This window comes from Curtobacterium sp. AC273 (assembly GCF_979253735.1).
The window spans coordinates 135050-150435 of sequence record NZ_CEEDDU010000005.1 but is presented as its reverse complement, the minus strand read 5'-3'; the positions used below and the strand labels follow the sequence as shown (position 1 = coordinate 150435).

Sequence of the window (15386 nt, the reverse complement as noted above, 5' to 3'; positions counted from 1 at the left end):
GGTCAGCCCTTGAGGCCCGCCGACGCCATGGTCGCGACGAACTGCTTCTGGGCGACCAGGAACAACAGGATGAGCGGGAGGGTGGCGACCACGTTCCCCGCCATGAGCAACGACCAGTCCGTCCGCCGGAACCCCTGGAAGTTGGTGAGGCCGAGCTGCAGCGTGAAGGCGTGGTCGTTGTTGATCGCGACCAGGGGCCAGACGAGGTCGTTCCACGAGCCGAGCAGGGTGAAGATCGCCAGGGTCGCCAGGGCCGGGCGTGCGAGCGGCAGCACGATGCGGAAGAACACCTGCAGCCGGTTACAGCCGTCGATCATCCCCGCTTCCTCGAGCTCCGCCGGCAGCGACAGGAAGAACTGGCGCATCAGGAAGATGCCGAACGCTGACGCCAGCCACGGCACGATCGCCGCGCCGAGGTGGTCGACCAGGTGCAGCCGCGCGAACATCACGTAGGTCGGGATCATCAGCAGCTGCGACGGGATCATGATCGTCGCGAGGATCGCCAGGAAGCCGAAGGTGCGGCCCGGGAACCGCAGCCGTGCGAAGCCGTACCCGGCGAGCGAGCAGAGCACGAGGTGCGACACGATCGCGGACGACGACACGATCACGGTGTTGAGCAACCAGTGCAGGATGTCCGAGTCGGCGAAGAGCCGCGCGTAGCCGCTGAGCGTGAACTGCGTCGGGAAGAACGACGGCGGGAACTTGTTGATCTCCGACGCCGGTTCCACGGACGTCAGGAACATCTCGACGAAGGGCAGCAGGAAGAGCAGCGACACCGGCAGGAGCAGCAGGTGCCAGGGGCTGAACGGCCAGCGGCGCCGGCGACGGACCGCGCCGTCCGAGCGGGACGCCGTCGAGACGTCCTGCCGCAACGGGGTGTCGAGGACCTGGGTCTCGGTGGACATCAGAACGAGCTCCTTCCCGCGCGGCGCTGCACGAGGGTGACGACGACGGTGGCGACGAGGGTGACGAAGAACATGCCGTAGGCGATCGCCGAGCCGTACCCGAACACGCAGGTTCTGGAACGCGGTCTTCCACAGGTAGTAGACGATCGTCTGCGTGGCGTCGAGGGGACCGCCCCGCGTGGCTGGCGTAGACCAGGTCGAAGAGCTGCACGGCCTGCAGGGTCTGGTAGATCGCGACGAACGCGGTGACCGGGCCGAGGTGCGGCCAGACCACCCGCCAGAACGTCTGCCACGCGTTCGCGCCGTCGATCCGGGCGGCCTCGATCACGTCGCCGGGGACGTCCTGCAACGCGGCGAGGTAGATGACGGTGGTGAACGCGGCCTGGCCCCAGAGCGACATGATGACGATCACGAGCATCGCCTCGCCACGGTCCTCCAGCCAGCCCTGCTGCGGCAGGTGCAGGACCCGCAGCACGTTGTTCACGATGCCGAACTGCGGGCTGAACAGGTACGTGGTCAGGATGCCCGTGGCGGCCGCCGACGCGACGAACGGCACGAAGATCGCGGTCCGGTACAACCCGATGAACCGGATGCGCCGGTTCAGGGCGACGGCGAGCGCCAGTCCGAGGAGCAGCGACGCGGGGACGAACAGCACCGTGTAGAGCACGGTGTGCACGACAGCGGCGCGGACGCCGTCGTCGGTCACCAGGTCGGCGTAGTTCTGCCCGCCGATGAAGGTCGCCGGGCTGAAGCCGTCCCAGCTCTGGAACGACAGGATCAGTGCCCAGACGCCGGGGAACACGGTGAGCCCGAGGACGATCAGGAGCGCGGGGCCGACGAAGCCCCAGCCGGCCAGCCCTTCGCGGACGGCCGCGGCGGACCGACGACGGCGGCGGGTCTTCCCCGGGTCGTCCGGGCGCTTCGCGGGTTCGGTGGGGCGGAGTGCGAACGTGGTCATGGGTCCTCCTAGCCTTGGCGGAGTGCCTTGTCGGCGGCGACGCTCGCCTGCCGCAGTGCGGTCTTCGGGTCGCCCTCGCCCTGCAGGACGTGGGCGACGGCGTTGCCGAACGCCTCGGAGAGGCCGTTGTAGCCGGGGACGGTCGGCCGGGTCTGCTTCGCGTTCGCGGAGTTCGCCTGCATCACGTCGAGTCCGGGGAGGGCCTTCGCCTGCTTCCGGAACGCCTCGCTCGTCGCCTCGCTCGATCGCAACGGCAGGTTGCCCACCGCGACGTTGAAGCGCTCGTCCTGCTCCTGCGCGGTCAGCCGCTTCGTGAAGTCCGTCGCCCAGTACGCGCGGTTCACGTCGTGGTTGTCGAAGAGGGTCCACAGGTCGGGACCGGACACCGTCTGGTGGTCGCCGTCGGTCCCCGGCAGCTGGACGACGCCGTACGACGTGCCGGCGGTCTTCAGCGCGGAGAGCTCCCACGGTCCGGAGGTGATCATGCCGATCCGGTCGCTCTCGAACAGCTGCGCGAACTTCGTGTCCGTCTGGTCGAGGTAGACGCTCTTGTCCCGGACGGCCATGTCGCGCAGGAAGGTGAGCGCCCGGACGCCGGCCGGGGAGTCGAACGCGGCGCGCTTGCGGTCCTTCGACAGGATCGACCCGCCCTCCTGCCAGAGGTGCGGCCACATCTGCCACGTGGTCTCCTCGCTGCCGGACACCGAGTAGCCGTAGCCGAACGTGTTGCGCTCCTCGTCGGTGAGCTGCTTCGCGGCCTTCCGGAAGTCCGCCCACGTCCAGTCGGCGGTCGGGTACGCCACGTGGGCGCGGTCGAAGACCTTCGTGTTGTAGAGCAGCGAGATGTTGTCGACGACCGCCGGGAACCCGATGACCTTCCCGCCCGTGGGCTGGGCGGTGTCGCGGGCGGCGGCGGTGAACTCGTCCCAGTGCACGTCCGGTTCGGCGACGGTGTCGCGGAGGTCGAGTGTGCGGTCGGACCGTTCGAGCTGGCTCGCCCGCGACCCGAACGTGTACGAGATGTCCGGTGAGTCGTTGCCGGCGAAGGACGCCGCGAGCTTCTGCAGGAGTTCGTCCGTCGAGGACGCGCCCGGCGACATGTCGATCGTCACGTTCGGGTGGTCGCGCTCGTACTCGTCGACGAGGCCCTGCAGCAGCTTCTCGGCCTCGTCGCTCTGTCCCGACCACATCGTGAGGTGCACGGGCGCCGTGGTGTCGAGCGTCGTGGCGCCCTTCGTGGCGCAGCCGGCGAGCGCCGAGGCGGTCACGGCGAGGACGGCCGCCGCGGCGATCCACCGCCCGCGCCGTCGACCGCCGATCGGGGCGCGGCGGGTTCCTGTTCCGGTCACTGCGGACTCCTTCGTCATCGCGTTCGGGTCGGTGGGACGGTCAGATCGCCGACGGGTCGAGCTGGACGCGGAGCGGCTCCGGCAGCAGGTCGCCGTGCGCCGCGACGAGCTCGTTGCAGAGGTCCCAGATCTGCGCGGGCGTGAGCGTGGACGACGCGTTCGGGTCCACGAGGACCGCCTGCCGGAGTGCCCGCGGGTCGCCCTCCCGTGCGGCTCGGATCGTGAGCTCGTTCACCGAGACGTACGAGCGGTTCAGGGCAGCCGCGACGGTCGGCAGCGACCCCATCGGCTGCGGGGTGACCCCGCCGGCGCCGACGGTCGTCGGGACCTCGACGACGCAGCCGTCGGGGAGGTTGTCGATGAGCCCGTGGTTGACGACGTTCGCGTGGATCTCGCGTTCGGTGCCCGTGACGAGCGAGTGGATCACCTGCGGCGCGTACTCGGCAGCTCCCTGCTCGAGCTCGAGCGGCGCGCCGTCCGCCAGGGCGCGTTCGGCCGCCTCGAACTCCGCGACGTTCTCCTCCGAGATGCCGACGTACTCGAGCGGGCGCAGCCGGAAGCGCTCGATCTGGTCGGCCGACCGCAGGAACCACGACAGGTACTCGGACGAGTGCTCGCTGGTCTCCGTGGGGTAGGCGCCGACGCGACGGAACACCTCGACGCGCACCCGGCGCTCCAGCTCGGGGTCCTGCCGGATCCGTTCCCGCAGCCGCGGGTAGAGGTCCTCGCCCTCGTGCGTCCAGTCGAGCAGCCACGCCTGGTGGTTGACGCCGGCCGCCCGGAACCGGGTGTCCTCGACGCGCAGGCCGAGCAGTTCGGCCAGGTCGTTCGCCGTCCAGTAGACGCTGTGGCAGAGGCCGAGCGTCGTGATCTCGGGTGCGACGACGTTCGCCCACCAGACGTTCATCGCCATCGGGTTCGTGTAGTTCAGCAGGATCGCGCCCGGGCCACGGCGCGCATGTCCTCGAGCAGGCCGGTCAGGAACGGGAACGTGCGGAGGGCCGGAACACCCCGCCGACACCGATCGTGTCGCCGATGGTCTGCTGCAGGCCGTGACGAGCCGGGATTTCCAGGTCGCGGCGGGTGGCCTCGATGCCCCCGATCTGCACCATGTCGACGACGAAGTCGACGTCGGCGAGCGCACGGCGCCGGTCGGTGGTGGCCGTCACCGTGAGCGGGCGTCCGAGACGCTCGCTCACCTGACGGGCGGTGCCCTCGGCGACGGCGAGGCGGCGCTCGTCGACGTCGTGGAGCCGGAGGTCGAGCGTGGGCAGGTCCTCGTAGCCGAGGAGGTCGGCCAGCAGCTGTCGGGTGAAGACGACGCTGCCGGCACCGATGAACGCAACACGGGTCATGGTGAGGAATCCTGGAACCTTCGGCGCGATCCGACCAGCATTCCGATCGAAACGATCAGAACGACTGACCGCTACGCTCGCTCTCATGTTCGACGAGCGCACATCCGCCCTGGCATCGACGCCACCGGCGTCCGGCTCCGGCAAGCGGTCCCGTCGGATGCGCGCGATCCTCGAGCTGCTGACCGAGCAGGGCGCGATCACCCTGCAGGACCTCGTCGCCACGCTCGGGGTCTCCGCCGCCACGGCCCGTCGTGACCTGGCGGACCTCGAGCAACAAGGGCTGCTGGCGCGCACGCACGGCGGCGCGCGGATGGCGGTGCCGACGTCCGAGATCCCCGTCCGGTTGCGCGAGGGACGAGGCGCCCGGCGTGAAGCAGCGCATCGGTCGGGCCGCCGCCGCGCTCCTGCCAGACGGGCCCTTCGCCGTGGCGATCGGCGGCGGGACCACGGCCGCCTCGGTCGCACGCTCCCTGGTGTTCCGGAACGGCCTGACCATCGTGACGAACTCGCTGACGACCGCCAGTGAGATCGGCGCCCGACCGAACCTGCGCGTCGTGATGACCGGCGGCACGATCCGCCCGCACTCGTTCGAGCTCGTCGGTGTCCTGGCCGAGAACGCCTTCGCGGCGATGAACGTCGGCGCCGCCATCGTCGGCATGGACGGGGTGAGCGCCGTCGGCGGGGCGACCACGCACGACGAGACCGAGGCCAGGACGAACGCGGCGATGGTGCGCAACGCCCAGCGGACGATCGTCGTGGCGGACTCGTCGAAGATCGGCCGGACGACGCTCGCACCCGTGGTCGGCATGCGCGGTGTGCACGACCTCGTCACGGACGACGGAGCGGACCCGGCGGAGCTCCAGCGGATCACCGACCTCGGCGTCCGGGTGCACGTCGTCAGCACCCGGGCGCACGAGACGGACTGAGCGGACGGGATCGCGCAGACCGACTGCGCACCTGCCGTCGGCCCCTGGTCGCGCCGCCGCCACCGCCCGGCATACTGCCGACCGTGCAGGACGACGACGTGACCCCGCAGGCGCTCCGGACCGGGCGGACCGTGCGGCTGCCCGCCGCCGGCGAGCCGGACGACCCAGCCGCGGTCCCGGTGCCCGGTGGCTGGCTCCTGCCCGCGGGCCCGATCACGATCGCGCACGGCGAGGACGCCGTCGAGGTGCACCGGCACGGCTGGACCTCGTGGTCACCGACGGGGTGGACCCCGATCGACGAAGCGCCCCCTGCGCATCTCCGGCGACCCGGACCGGACCGTCACGGCCGACGACGCGGCGAACGACGCACCCGATCGGCACGAGGGCAACGGCGCGGTCGCGGTCGCCCTGGCCGACGGCCGCGTGGTGCTCCTCGGCGCGCTCGGACTCGGCGTGCCGCGTGCGGGCGCGGACGCCGGCACGCTCTGGGGCCGGACCGAGACCCCCGGCGGCCCGTGGTTCGTCGGCACCGGCGACGAGGATGCCGTCTTCGCCGCCTACGCCGCGCAGCTCGCCGAGCACTTCGGCACCTCGGCGGACGCCGGGTCCGTCTCGACCGTCTGGTGCAGCTGGTACTCGTTCTTCGAGGACATCGACGCCGAGCGGATCGAGCAGTCCGTTGACGCCCTCGGGGCAATGCCCTTCGACGTCGTCCAGGTCGACGACGGGTGGGAGGAGATGGTCGGCGACTGGACCCCGAACGACCGGTTCCCCGACGGGCTCGCCCCGATCGCGGAGCGCATCGCAGCACGCGGCGCTCGACCCGGCCTGTGGCTCGCGCCGTTCATCTGCCTGCCCGACTCGCGCACCGCCCGCGAGCACCCGGACTGGCTCGTGCAGCGTGAGGACGGCGGTGGTCCGATCGTCGCCGGGCACAACTGGGACACGCACTACTGGGCGCTCGACACCACCCTGCCGGCGGTGCGGGACCACCTGACCGCCGTGTTCCGTTCCGTCGTCGACTGGGGCTTCCGGTACTGCAAGCTCGACTTCCTGTCGGCCGCCGCCCTGCGCGGCGTCCGACACCGGGACGGGGACCGCGAAGCCGTCTACCGCGACGCGATCCAGCTCGTCCGCGACGTCGTCGGCCCCGACGTGCACCTGCTCGGCTGCGGCGCGCCGATGCTCCCGTCGATCGGCCTCCTCGACGCGATGCGCGCCGGACCGGACACCGCCTCGTTCTGGGCGAGCGCCGCCGCCGTGCCCGACCCCAGCCACGAGGGCGGTCTCAACGGGCTCGTCGGCCCGCTGGAACGCGTCTGGATGAGCCCGCTCTACCGCATCGACCCGGACGTGGTGTCCTTCCACGACGGCGATGACACCCTCGCTCCCGACCAACGCGCACTGCTCGCGGACCTCGCTCGGGTCTGCGGGTTCCGGTCCACGTCGGACCCGGTCCAGCAGCTGGCGCCGGCGGAGCGCGCGGGACTCGCGGACTTCCTCGGACACCAGCCACGGGTCCGTCGCCTGGCCCGGTACCGCTTCGAGGTCGACGGACGCGTGGTCGACTTCGGGCCTCCCGTCGCCGAGGCGCGGATCGGGCGCGAGTCGCTCGGTCGCGGACCCCGCCACGGCGGGTCGCCCTGGTCGCGACCACTCGCGGGCCGGGAGGCGCGGTGCCGGCCCGCACCGTGCCTCCAGGCCGTCAGCCGGTCACGCGACCGACGCGCGCTCCGTCACCGCGGTGAGTCGCTCCAGCGGCACGCGCTGGTGCGTGCCCTGCGTCAGCGCGGCTGCCTCGACCGGGTCGCCGGTCTCCTCGTCGACGAACCGGAGGTCCGTCGTCCGCTCGGACGGACGGTGACGGTCCGCCCACCCGCCGAGGGCGAGGAGGACGAGCGAGAGGTCACGGCCGGCCGCCGTGAGCACGTACTCCTCGCGCGCTCGACCCCCGTCGGGCTTGTAGGAGGTCCGCTCGAGCACGCCGCCGTCGACGAGTGAGCCGAGGCGGGCAGTGAGGACCTCGCGCGGGACGCCGAGGCTCTGCTGGAACTGACTGAAGCGCGTCGAGCCGGCGAGGGCGTCGCGGACGATCAGCGAGCGTCCACTTCTCGCCGAGGACGTCGAGGGACCGTGCGATGGGGCAGCGCTCGTCGCCGCCGAGGATGCCGAGCATGCGATCACCCTACCTGGGTTCGGAATCCGGACACAACGTGCTAGGTTCACTTTTCGTACCCAACTTCCTCGACTGGAGCCCCTCATGACCGACCTCACCAACGCGATCGTCCTCGTCACCGGAGCGAACGGCGGCCTCGGCGCCGAGTTCGTCCAGCAGGCGCTCGACCGCGGCGCCGCCAAGGTCTACGCGACCGCCCGCTCCCCGCGCACCTGGGACGACGAGCGCATCGTGCCGCTCGTCCTCGACGTCACCAGCCAGACGAGCGTCGAGGCCGCAGCCCGCGCCGCGTCCGACGTCACCATCGTCGTGAACAACGCCGGCGTCGGCGGGTCCGCCCCACTCCTCGAGACCAGCGTCGAGGACGTCGAGCGCGTCTTCGCCACCAACGTCTTCGGTGCGCTCCGCGTCGCCAAGGCGTTCGCGGGATCGCTCCGCGGCGGCGCGCTGGTCGACATCCACTCCGTGCTGAGCTGGATCGCGCTCGGCGCCGGCTACTCGGCGTCGAAGGCCGCGTTCTGGTCGCTGACGAACTCGCTCCGGCTCGAGCTCGCGCCGCAGGGCACGCAGGTCGTCGGCGCCCACCTCGGGTACACCGACACCGGCATGACGACCGACCTCGACGTCGAGAAGGCCGACCCGGCCGTGATCGTCGGCGCGATCTGGGACGCGGTCGAGGCCGGAGAGCACGAGGTCCTCGCCGACCAGATCAGCCGCGACGTCCGTGCCGGGCTGAGCGCGCCGCTGGTGGCGCTGTACCCGGGGCTCGCCGCGACGGTCTGACCTCGGCGGACGCAGCCCCCGCCGTTACCATGACCGCATGGTGACGACGGGGGTTGTTGTGTCCGAACGAGGGTCGGGCTGGACGTCCCCGGGCTGGGCGGCGCTGTACTGGGTCACGGTCGCGCTCGGCGTGGTCGGCGGGGGTGGGTCCTGGCTCTGGCTGTACCTGGCCTCCGAGGAGTCCACGCGCGGCGCGACCCCGGACCGGACGGGCGCGAACCCGGGCATCCCGACGGGAGTGGCCGGGCTCGTGATCGGCCACGTGGTGGGCGTGGCCCTGCTGCTGCTCACCGCGCGGCTCGCCCGACAGGGGGGTCGTTCGGCCGTGGCGTTCGCGGTCCTCGGGCTCGTGATCGGGTCCGGTATCGGGGTGGCGCTGTCCCTCCAGCTGACCGGCGGACGACTCGTCGCGCCCCTGGCCGCACGAGCCGTACACGCCTTGACGGCAGCGTCCCGCGAGGTCAGCCGTGGGCGCCGCGGCCGGTGATGCCGCGGGTGCTCGCGGTGATCGACCTGCGCTCCTCGTCGGTGAGTCCGGCCGCGCGGAGGATGCGGTCGAGGACGTCGCTCTTCTGCTCCAGGTAGTCGTCGATGTCCGCCGCCGTCCGGCCAGCGCGCCGCTTCACGGCGGCGTACTCGTCGCGCAGGGCGGTGTCCGATCGCAGGACGTCACGCACGCCCAGGTGGTTCCGCAGCGCGAGCAGCCCCGCGGCGACGACGTACGTGTTGCTCGGGGCGAACCAGTCGGGCGTCCGGAAGGCCTGCCTGCCGGGGATGCCGAGGTCGCCGCGCGGTTCGAAGCCGATCGTCGCGAGCGCCTGCACCGCGGCCGTGACGTGCTCGGGATCCGCCACCAAGTCGACGTCGATCACCGGCTTCGCAGCGAGGCCAGGCACCGCGGTGCTGCCCACGTGCTCGACCCGGTGCGGGACGGCAGCGGCGTCGAGCGCGGCGGTGGCCACGCCGCGCGGAGTTCCGCGAACCGCTCGGGCCACGAGGCGCGGTACTCGACGACCTCGATCACGATCGCGCTCCTGCGGGGTGTGGGATTCGAACCCACGAGACATCTCTGCCCACCTGTTTTCAAGACAGGCTCCATCGGCCGCTCGGACAACCCTCCAGTGACGCGGCCACGTGGCGGAGACGTGACCGCGTCCCGGGAAGTCTAGCCGAGCCTCCGGGCCACACCGCCGGAGCACGCGACCGCGTCAGCGCGGCAGGGAGTCCAGCGCAGCGGCGAGCCCGTCGTCCGTCACACCGCCGGTGAGCTCGTTGCCCGCCTCGATGACGTCCTCCGGCGCCTGCCCCATCCGACGCCACGACCCGAGGTCGACGCCCCACCGCAGCATGTCGATGTCGTTGCGCCCGTCTCCGGCGGCGAAGACCCGGGAGCGCGGGACGTCGAGCCACTCGCGCACGCGTTCCATGGCGGTGGCCTTCGTCACGCCCTCGGGAGCGATGTCGAGCCACGACGTCCAGCCGACCGAGTACGACACCTTGTGCAGGCCCATCTGCTCGACGATCTGCAGGAAGTCCTCGGTGTCGTGGCCGGGCGAGATGACGACGACGCGGGTGGCTTCGACGCCGAGCAGCCGCTCGAAGGGCACGTGCTCACCGGTGACGGTCATCGCGTCGTCGGGGAAGTTGCCGGAGAGCAGGAAGTGCCCGGCCTCGTCCTCGACGCCGAACGCCGCGTGTTCGAGTGCGCCGTGCACGATCTGCAGGACCTCGGACGGGTCGAAGCGTTCGACGTGCACCCGCTCGTAGCTGCCGTCGGACCGGCGGGCGAGGGTGAGGGCGCCGTTCGCGCACACGAGGTACTTCGGTCGGATGCCGAGCGTCTCGAGCAGTGGGACGGTCATGCCCTCGCTGCGGCCGGTGGAGAGCATGACCTCGTGCCCGGCGGCCTCGGCGTCGCGGAGTGCGGCCACCACGGTCTCGGTGACGACGCCGTCCTCCCGCATGGTGGTGCCGTCGATGTCCGAGCGCGACGAGCCACCGCTTGGTCCGGACGGACCCCCCGGAGTCGAACCGCCGTCGACGAACCGCCCCTGCACGCTCATCGGGGCTCGATCACCTCGACGCCGCCGAGGTACGGACGGAGGACCTCCGGCACGGCGACCGAGCCGTCGGCCCGCTGGTGGGTCTCGAGGATCGCGACGATCAGCGGGTCGTCGCGAGCGTGCCGTTCAGGGTGGCGACCGGCGCGGTCTTCCCGCTCTCGGTGCGGTAGCGGATGTCGAGGCGTCGGGCCTGGAACGTGGTGCAGTTCGAGGTCGAGGTGAGCTCGTAGAAGGTGCCTGTGTCGGCACCCAGGCCTCGATGTCGAACTTGCGCGCGGCACTCGTGCCGAGGTCGCCGCCGGCGACGTCGATCACGCGGTAGTGCAGCCCGAGGTCCTGCAGCATCTGCTCCTGGTACCCGACGAGCTTCTCGTGCTCGGCCTCGGCCTGGTCCGGGTGCACGTAGGCGAACATCTCGAGCTTGTTGAACTGGTGCACGCGGAGGATGCCGCGGTTGTCCTTGCCCGCCGACCCGGCCTCGCGCCGGTAGCGGGTCGACCAGCCGGCGTAGCGGAACCCGTCGCCGGAGTCGTCGAGGGGCAGGATCTCGTCGGCGTGGAAGCCGGCGAGCGCGACCTCGCTCGTGCCGGTCAGGTAGAGGTCGTCGGCCTCGAGCCGGTAGACCTCGGCCGCGTGCTCACCGAGGAAGCCGGTGCCGGCCATCGTCTCGGGGCGCACGAGCGTCGGCGTGATGAGGGGCTCGAACCCGGCGGCGATCGCACGGTCGAGGCCGAGCGACATGAGCGCGATCTCGAGGCGCGCGCCGAGGCCGCGGAGGAAGTAGAAGCGCGATCCGGAGACCTTGACGCCGCGCGGGATGTCGATGATGCCGAGGTGCTCACCGAGGTCGGCGTGGTCCTTCGGCTCGAAGTCGAACTCAGGCTTGGTGCCGACGGTGCGGGGCGTGACGAAGTCGTCCTCGCCGCCCTTCGGCACGTCCGGCAGCACCACGTTCGGGATCGCGCGGTCGACGGTGTTGAAGGTGTCCTCGGCGGCAGTGACCTCGGCCTGGGCCTCCTTCACCTTCGCGGCGAGCGCCTGGGCCTGCTGCACGAGCGCGGCCTTCTCGTCCTTCAGGGCCTTCACGACGGTCTTGCCGAAGGCGTTCTGCTCGGCCCGGAGGGCCTCGAACACCGGTGATCGCGCCACGCCGTGCGGCGTCCGCGGTGACGGCCTCGTCGACGACGGCGACGGACGCGCCGCGCCTCCTGCGAGGCCTTGATGACGTCCGGGTTGTCGCCAGCAGCTGGGGATCGATCACCGGGTCATCCCTACCCAGCGCCGGTTGCGGGCCGGGTCCGAGCCGGCCTGGAGGCGGTGCGGGCCCGCCACGCGCCTCCAGGCCGATTCTCGGTCGCGTCCCGTATGCCACCGGCGCTCCCCGTCGGTACCGTTGGAGCATGTCGACCTTCGGAGACCGCGCCTGCGGAGCAGGACGCCCTCCAGACCGAGCAACGGACGGCCGCGGTGGTCTACAACCCGATCAAGGTCCACCTGCCGACCCTCAAGAGCACCGTCGCGAAGCACCAGCAGGAAGCCGGCTGGGCCGAGACCCTGTGGTTCGAGACCACGGAGGAGGACCCGGGCGGCGGCCAGGCCCGTGCTGCCCTCGAAGCGGGCGCGGACGTGATCGCCGCCGCCGGTGGTGACGGGACCGTCCGTGCCGTCGCCGAGGTGGTGCACGGTTCCGACGCCTCGCTGGCGCTCCTGCCGAGCGGAACGGGCAACCTGCTCGCCCGCAACATGAAGCTGCCGCTCGACGACCTGGGCGGGATGGCGAAGGCGATCTTCGCCGGGCACGACCGGCCGATCGACTTCGGCCTGCTCGAGGTCGAGCGCCCCGACGAGTTCCCGCGACAAGTTCGGCTTCGTCGTGATGGCCGGCCTCGGGCTGGACGCCCGCATGCTCGCGAACACCCGGCCCGAGCTGAAGAAACGCGTCGGCTGGCTCGCGTACCTCGACTCGCTGCTGCGTTCCGTGCAGGACACCGACGGCTTCGAGTTCCGGTACCGCCTCGACGAGTCGGCGCGCAACGGCTCGGTGCGGGCGCACTCCGTCATCGTCGGTAACTGCGGCATGCTGCAGGCCAACGCGATGCTGCTGCCGGACGCCGAGATCGACGACGGGGTGTTCGACATCGTCGTGATGCGTCCGCGCGGGTTCTTCGGCTGGGTGCGGATCGGGGCGCGGGTGTTCTGGGAGAACGCGATCCTGCGCTCGTTCCGTCGCTCGGCGCTCTCCGACACGCTCATCGGCCGTCGGATCACGAACGCCGCGAAGCAGGAACGGCCGCTCCGCTACATGCAGGGCGAGGAGTTCACGCTGCGCCTCGAGAAGCCGGACGAGTTCGAGATCGACGGCGACCCCGTGGGCCAGATCGTCGCGTTCGCGGGCCCGGATCGACCCCGACTCGCTCGACGTCCGCATCCCCGCGGTCGAGCCGCACCCGGCGCGCGGCGGGCGCGAGGCGCTAGCTGGGCTGCGCTGCGCTGCGCTGGCCGAGCCGAGCCCGCAAAACGCAACTGTGGCGGTTGCTCGCGGCGGTACTTCACTGCGAACAACCGCCGACGTTGCGTTTTGCGGAAGTGGACGCGTCCCGCGCGGGGCAGCCGCGCGTCGGCGCGCGTCCAGGCTCGCCGGCCACGATGCGCGCAGCCAGTCCGCGCGCGCCTCGACGAACGCCTCGTCCGAGTAGCGCGCCGGCACCTCGGGGCGGACCCCGTCGGCGCGGGTACGGCCGAAGCATCACGCAGGGGGCTGAACCGGCGCAGGCCGAGCAGCGCGTCGGCCACTCGCTCGTCCTGCACGTGCCCGTCGAGGTCGATGACGAACCGGTAGCGGCGGAAGCAATCGTCGCCGATCTGGCCGCGCCGAGGACAGCAGCCCCATGTTGGCCGTTACCGCACGTCGCGGGCACTGCTCCGAGCATGTCCACGAGCGCACCGGGGTGGTCGGCGGGCGGTTCGACGATGACGCTCGTCTTGTCCGGCGCCGGTCGGTTCGGGCAGCGCGAGGGTCTTCGACACCAGGACGAAGCGGGTGACCGCCGGAGGCGGTGTCGCCGATCGAGGGACGCCAGCACCGCCAGCGCGTAGTGGTCGGTGATGCCGGGCGGTGCGACCGCGGCGTCGGCGACGGGGTGCTCGTCGAGCAGGGCAGCGGCGGCCGCGACGTTCGAGGACACCGGGATGTGCCCGTGCCCGCGGACGTTCGCCTCGAGCCAGTGGTGCGTCTGCGCGTACGCGACGGGGTGGGCGTTCACGGTCCGGACGTCGGCGAGCTCGGTGCCGAGTCGGGCGACCAGGACGAAGTCGACGGGGACGAAGTACGCTCCCGATCCGCACGCCGGGGATCGGGCGGGGGCGTCCTGGGTGGCGCTGGCACTCGCCGTCGACGCTGTTCTCGATGGCGATCACGGCGCCGACCGAGCGGCCGCTGACGACGTCGTCGAGGGCTTCGCCGGCGGTGTTCACGCTCCGCCAGCTTGCACGGCCGCCGCGTCGACGAGCTTGAGGGCCGCCTCGGTGAACGTGCCGAGCGGGTCCGAGGTAGGAGTACGTGTCGGACGGCGCAGCCTGCTCTTCTCAGCGCGGCGAGCCTATTGCAGCACCGGTGCCGCCACCCGGCGCGTGTGACGACCGGCTCAGTCCGTCGCCGTGCCGGTGGGCTCGCGCCTCGCAGATGGCGGTGTCTGGCGTCGTCGCTGCAGGTAGTTCGGGGCCGCGCGAACCGGCCCTCCGGGTCCAGGCCGGGCGAGCCGCCGCGGCGATCCCGTCGAGCTGTCCGACCTGCTCCTCGGACAGCGCATCAGGCCGACCACGCGGCGAGCGGTGCGGACGTGGTCGGGTGCCGCGTCGACGATGGCCGCGTAGCCGTCGTCGGTGAGCCGGACGTCGGTCTGGCGCGCCGGTCGTCCCGGTCGACGGGCACGGGCGACGAAGCCGCGCTACTCGAGCCGCGACCACCACGTGGGAGAGCCGAGGCAGCGAGCGCGTTCGTGGCCGAGGCGAGGCGCCGGCAACATCCGGAGGGTGCGCGAGTCGGTCTCCGGACCCAGCATCGCGATGACCATGTAGTCGAAGTGCGCGAGGTCCGCGTCGCGCCGGAGCTGCTGGTTGAGCGCCGCGGAACTGGAGGGCTCCATGAAAGCGGCGACGAGCTTCATCCAGGCGCGCAGTTGTTCGCGCGTCAGCCAGGGGGTCCCGTCGCTCATGGGTGCATCTTACCGAATGGTTGTTGCTTTAACCAGTGGTTTGCAGTCACTACGTCCGACCACGACCGCGATCACGAGCACCGCGACGACGACCAGGGCAGGGATCACGCCCTCGACGGCGAGCAGCCGCGCGCCGTACTCGAACGAGCAGGACGGTCGGGTTCTTCTGCCCGTGGTGCTTCGCCGCGATCTCCGGCAGCACCACGAGCGCCAGCGCGCTGCCGACCTGCAACGGCCGCTTGCGCGACGACGAGCGCCCACACCCGGATCGTGCGACCGGTCCGGCGCAGGAGACAGCCCGACCGCCACGACGAACGGCGACAGGATCGCGTCGTGGAGCACCTCGGCGCCGAGCAGCCACGTCGCCAGGCCCCAGATCCGGTTCGGTCCGGACCGTCGTCACCATGACGGCGCCCCGAACGCGATGACGAGCACGCCGACCACGACCCAGCGCGATGCGCGCTGCCCTCGTCGCGATCACCTCGATCTTCTCGATCCAGCTTCGTCTACCCAGCACACCGGGTCGACCCGGGGCGATGATGCGCGCCGGGGAACCCGTGGTCAGGTCGAGCTTCTGCCCGTTCAGCTCGAGGGCGATGAGGGTGGTCGAGGTCTTCGGCGATACTCCGGCCATGTCCATCACGCACGGTACCCGCC

Annotated in this window: 14 protein-coding genes and 5 pseudogenes; 7 read left to right on the top strand and 12 right to left on the bottom strand. The window is 71.5% G+C overall.

Annotated elements, in window-relative coordinates; all coding sequences use genetic code 11:
* Positions 1 to 2 precede the first annotated feature (2 nt).
* The 5 genes and pseudogenes from ACZ8AI_RS07805 to ACZ8AI_RS07785 all read right to left on the bottom strand — a co-directional run bounded on the left by ACZ8AI_RS07805 (position 3) and on the right by ACZ8AI_RS07785 (position 4567).
* Positions 3 to 743, bottom strand: coding sequence for a carbohydrate ABC transporter permease (locus ACZ8AI_RS07805; RefSeq protein ID WP_464857797.1), 741 nt, complete (start codon positions 741 to 743; stop codon positions 3 to 5).
* A 412-nt stretch (positions 744 to 1155) separates the two neighbouring features.
* Positions 1156 to 1863: pseudogene (locus ACZ8AI_RS07800) on the bottom strand (carbohydrate ABC transporter permease); the annotation flags it as partial.
* An 8-nt stretch (positions 1864 to 1871) separates the two neighbouring features.
* Entirely contained in the window at positions 1872 to 3230 is a 1359-nt protein-coding gene (locus ACZ8AI_RS07795; protein WP_464857795.1) for an extracellular solute-binding protein, read from the bottom strand.
* 22 nt (positions 3231 to 3252) lie between these two features.
* Positions 3253 to 4233 (bottom strand): family 4 glycosyl hydrolase, encoded by a 981-nt coding sequence (locus ACZ8AI_RS07790; RefSeq protein WP_464857793.1) that lies wholly within the window; start codon positions 4231 to 4233, stop codon positions 3253 to 3255.
* On the bottom strand, positions 4190 to 4567 hold the full coding sequence (locus tag ACZ8AI_RS07785) for a family 4 glycosyl hydrolase (RefSeq protein WP_464857791.1): 378 nt from the start codon (positions 4565 to 4567) through the stop codon (positions 4190 to 4192). The genes ACZ8AI_RS07790 and ACZ8AI_RS07785 overlap by 44 nt, the downstream gene beginning before the upstream one ends.
* 85 nt (positions 4568 to 4652) lie before the next feature.
* Between ACZ8AI_RS07785 and ACZ8AI_RS07780 the strand changes: the two genes are divergently transcribed.
* The 3 genes and pseudogenes from ACZ8AI_RS07780 to ACZ8AI_RS07770 form a co-directional block, all read left to right on the top strand.
* Positions 4653 to 5093 carry a DeoR family transcriptional regulator gene (locus ACZ8AI_RS07780; RefSeq protein ID WP_464857789.1) on the top strand — a complete coding sequence of 147 codons (441 nt, stop codon included), beginning with the start codon at positions 4653 to 4655 and terminating at the stop codon, positions 5091 to 5093.
* Complete coding sequence (locus ACZ8AI_RS07775) at positions 4993 to 5493, top strand: DeoR/GlpR family DNA-binding transcription regulator (RefSeq protein WP_464857787.1); 501 nt, start codon at positions 4993 to 4995, stop codon at positions 5491 to 5493. Before ACZ8AI_RS07780 ends, ACZ8AI_RS07775 begins: the two co-directional genes overlap by 101 nt.
* A gap of 186 nt (positions 5494 to 5679) precedes the next feature.
* Positions 5680 to 6561 (top strand): annotated as a pseudogene (locus ACZ8AI_RS07770) (glycoside hydrolase family 36 protein); the annotation flags it as partial.
* Between the two features lie 645 nt (positions 6562 to 7206).
* Here ACZ8AI_RS07770 and ACZ8AI_RS07765 read toward each other — a convergent pair.
* Positions 7207 to 7755, bottom strand: coding sequence for a winged helix-turn-helix transcriptional regulator (locus tag ACZ8AI_RS07765; protein ID WP_464857785.1), 549 nt, complete (start codon positions 7753 to 7755; stop codon positions 7207 to 7209).
* On the opposite strand from ACZ8AI_RS07765, the gene ACZ8AI_RS07760 reads away from it, so the two are divergent.
* Together ACZ8AI_RS07760 and ACZ8AI_RS07755 are read left to right on the top strand one after the other, a co-directional pair.
* Positions 7754 to 8452: an SDR family oxidoreductase gene (locus ACZ8AI_RS07760; RefSeq protein ID WP_464857783.1), complete on the top strand. Its 699-nt coding sequence runs from the start codon at positions 7754 to 7756 to the stop codon at positions 8450 to 8452. The genes ACZ8AI_RS07765 and ACZ8AI_RS07760 overlap by 2 nt on opposite strands.
* 37 nt (positions 8453 to 8489) lie before the next feature.
* Positions 8490 to 8939, top strand: a complete 450-nt coding sequence (locus ACZ8AI_RS07755) for a hypothetical protein (RefSeq protein WP_464857781.1) — start codon at positions 8490 to 8492, stop codon at positions 8937 to 8939.
* Here the strand turns inward: ACZ8AI_RS07755 and ACZ8AI_RS07750 are convergent.
* From ACZ8AI_RS07750 to serS, 3 genes and pseudogenes are all read right to left on the bottom strand, one after another.
* Positions 8914 to 9519, bottom strand: coding sequence for a GrpB family protein (locus ACZ8AI_RS07750; RefSeq protein WP_464857779.1), 606 nt, complete (start codon positions 9517 to 9519; stop codon positions 8914 to 8916). The two genes, ACZ8AI_RS07755 and ACZ8AI_RS07750, sit on opposite strands and share 26 nt — an antisense overlap.
* 141 nt (positions 9520 to 9660) lie before the next feature.
* The gene (locus ACZ8AI_RS07745) at positions 9661 to 10515 is read right to left on the bottom strand and encodes an HAD family hydrolase (protein WP_464857777.1); all 855 of its coding nucleotides are present in this window, start codon (positions 10513 to 10515) and stop codon (positions 9661 to 9663) included.
* Positions 10512 to 11776 (bottom strand): annotated as a pseudogene (gene serS / locus ACZ8AI_RS07740) (serine--tRNA ligase). Before serS ends, ACZ8AI_RS07745 begins: the two are co-directional and overlap by 4 nt.
* Before the next feature lie 104 nt (positions 11777 to 11880).
* Between serS and ACZ8AI_RS07735 the strand changes: the two are divergent.
* Positions 11881 to 12276: pseudogene (locus ACZ8AI_RS07735) on the top strand (diacylglycerol/lipid kinase family protein); the annotation flags it as partial.
* 142 nt (positions 12277 to 12418) lie between these two features.
* Positions 12419 to 13354: a diacylglycerol/lipid kinase family protein gene (locus ACZ8AI_RS07730; RefSeq protein ID WP_464857775.1), complete on the top strand. Its 936-nt coding sequence runs from the start codon at positions 12419 to 12421 to the stop codon at positions 13352 to 13354.
* Between the two features lie 292 nt (positions 13355 to 13646).
* On the opposite strand, the pseudogene ACZ8AI_RS07725 reads toward ACZ8AI_RS07730, so the two are convergent.
* The 3 genes and pseudogenes from ACZ8AI_RS07725 to ACZ8AI_RS07715 form a co-directional block, all read right to left on the bottom strand.
* Positions 13647 to 13820: pseudogene (locus ACZ8AI_RS07725) on the bottom strand (prephenate dehydratase domain-containing protein); the annotation flags it as partial.
* Positions 13821 to 14462: 642 nt separating this feature from the next.
* Positions 14463 to 14729, bottom strand: a complete 267-nt coding sequence (locus ACZ8AI_RS07720) for a hypothetical protein (protein ID WP_464857772.1) — start codon at positions 14727 to 14729, stop codon at positions 14463 to 14465.
* A gap of 49 nt (positions 14730 to 14778) precedes the next feature.
* Complete coding sequence (locus tag ACZ8AI_RS07715) at positions 14779 to 15363, bottom strand: molybdopterin-dependent oxidoreductase (protein ID WP_464857770.1); 585 nt, start codon at positions 15361 to 15363, stop codon at positions 14779 to 14781.
* Positions 15364 to 15386: the final 23 nt, after the last annotated feature.

Coding starts and splice junctions, on each gene's coding strand:
- ACZ8AI_RS07805 (WP_464857797.1), bottom strand. CDS start 743: ATGTTCCTGACGTCCGTGGAACCGGCGTCGGAGATCAACAAGTTCCCG.
- ACZ8AI_RS07795 (WP_464857795.1), bottom strand. CDS start 3,230: ATGACGAAGGAGTCCGCAGTGACCGGAACAGGAACCCGCCGCGCCCCG.
- ACZ8AI_RS07785 (WP_464857791.1), bottom strand. CDS start 4,567: ATGACCCGTGTTGCGTTCATCGGTGCCGGCAGCGTCGTCTTCACCCGA.
- ACZ8AI_RS07780 (WP_464857789.1), top strand. CDS start 4,653: ATGTTCGACGAGCGCACATCCGCCCTGGCATCGACGCCACCGGCGTCC.
- ACZ8AI_RS07760 (WP_464857783.1), top strand. CDS start 7,754: ATGACCGACCTCACCAACGCGATCGTCCTCGTCACCGGAGCGAACGGC.
- ACZ8AI_RS07765 (WP_464857785.1), bottom strand. CDS start 7,755: ATGAGGGGCTCCAGTCGAGGAAGTTGGGTACGAAAAGTGAACCTAGCA.
- ACZ8AI_RS07755 (WP_464857781.1), top strand. CDS start 8,490: ATGGTGACGACGGGGGTTGTTGTGTCCGAACGAGGGTCGGGCTGGACG.
- ACZ8AI_RS07750 (WP_464857779.1), bottom strand. CDS start 9,519: ATGTCTCGTGGGTTCGAATCCCACACCCCGCAGGAGCGCGATCGTGAT.
- ACZ8AI_RS07745 (WP_464857777.1), bottom strand. CDS start 10,515: ATGAGCGTGCAGGGGCGGTTCGTCGACGGCGGTTCGACTCCGGGGGGT.
- ACZ8AI_RS07730 (WP_464857775.1), top strand. CDS start 12,419: ATGCTCGCGAACACCCGGCCCGAGCTGAAGAAACGCGTCGGCTGGCTC.
- ACZ8AI_RS07720 (WP_464857772.1), bottom strand. CDS start 14,729: ATGAGCGACGGGACCCCCTGGCTGACGCGCGAACAACTGCGCGCCTGG.
- ACZ8AI_RS07715 (WP_464857770.1), bottom strand. CDS start 15,363: ATGGCCGGAGTATCGCCGAAGACCTCGACCACCCTCATCGCCCTCGAG.